Here is a 1313-nt window from a genome sequence, read left to right on the forward strand (position 1 = left end):
GGTGCGGGAACACGGTGCGACCCAGACCCTCGTCAACTGGGACAAAATCGCCGCAAGAATTGTTGACGTGAACGGTCGGCACGGCATTTCCGGGGCACTGCTGCCGTTCAGCGCAGATGGCGCCGTGCGCGTAATCGACGCATTTTCCCGACTTGTGGACGATGCACAGGGCACTGTCGGATTGGATCCCCTAGACAAGGACGCGCTCTTGCGGGCATCGGGGCCGATGTTCACGAACATGTGGCTGCTCGACTGTCTGGGTAAGGCCATTCCCGGCAGCTCGCCGGATATGGTCAACGCCGACGGTGATGACCTTGTGTTCCACCGTATCGTTTTTCCGCTGGCAAAGGGCGTGATCGGCAAAAGCGTGGTTCGCAGGCTGAACGCGGCTCAATGGCTGGAACCTGCGAGCGACACGTTCTGGAACTGGCTGGCGCCGGTGACGAAGAAGAGGACACCAGGAACGACCAAAGGCGGGCAGGCTTTTGTGACAACCATGGAGGACGGCACACCCGTTTTTGCCAATGTCGAGTTGGCTGGACGCAAACTGATCGTTGAGGTCAACAGCGCCGCCCGCGCTGAACAGGCGATTGCGCAGATGAGCGAATGGCTTGGTGATTGCGTGAGCACACCTATGACCGAAATCCGGACTCTGGCCCAGTTCATGGCCGATGATGCCGCCCGCGCTCCGCAGGAAGAGCCGCTCGATATCCCGCCGAACGAAATGGAACGCATCGTTCATCAGATGCTGACACGCGAATATACCAAAACGCTTGATGAAGCGGTGCCGGCCCTCGGGCACAAGACGCCACGCGCTCTGGCCCGCACGAAGGCAGGCCGACCGAAAGTGGCCGACTGGCTCAAATATATAGAGAATGGCGCGGCAAAATCCGGGCCTGGCGATCCGATGGCTACCTATGATTTTACGTGGATGTGGGATCAACTGGGGCTGATCGACCTCCGGCGTTGACCGCCCTCATACCACCGTTCTGGCATCGTTCTCCCTTAGCGTTGTCTGGCGTACCATCCACGCTATGCCCTCATCAGGCCTGAACCTCGTATCGGCGGCAATCATCCTATGGAATACCGTCTATCTTGGCAGGGCTGCCGACCATCTCCGCCAAAGGGGTCGCGCCATAGACGATACGCTGCTCAGCCACGCCGCGCCGCTAGGCTGGGAGCACATCAGTCTGACGGGTGATTATCTATGGGCTGACATGAAATTGCCACTGGACGGGTTTCGACCATTACGCACGCAAAACCGCCAATCAGAGGCTTAGCGTACGTTTACGACCAGATTCTGCGATGCCCCC

The 1313-nt window shown here is 59.2% G+C and carries 1 protein-coding gene and 1 pseudogene; both read left to right on the forward strand.

Going from position 1 to position 1313, the window contains the following annotated elements; translation table 11 throughout:
- Positions 1 to 154: 154 nt before the first annotated feature.
- Positions 155 to 970, forward strand: coding sequence for a hypothetical protein (locus GGQ88_RS21025; protein ID WP_246386420.1), 816 nt, complete (start codon positions 155 to 157; stop codon positions 968 to 970).
- Between the two features lie 70 nt (positions 971 to 1040).
- Positions 1041 to 1280 (forward strand): annotated as a pseudogene (locus GGQ88_RS21030) (Tn3 family transposase); the annotation flags it as partial.
- Positions 1281 to 1313 lie beyond the last annotated feature (33 nt).

Origin of the sequence: Novosphingobium hassiacum (assembly GCF_014196055.1) — a bacterium.
GTDB classification, from domain to species: Bacteria; Pseudomonadota; Alphaproteobacteria; order Sphingomonadales; family Sphingomonadaceae; genus Novosphingobium; species Novosphingobium hassiacum.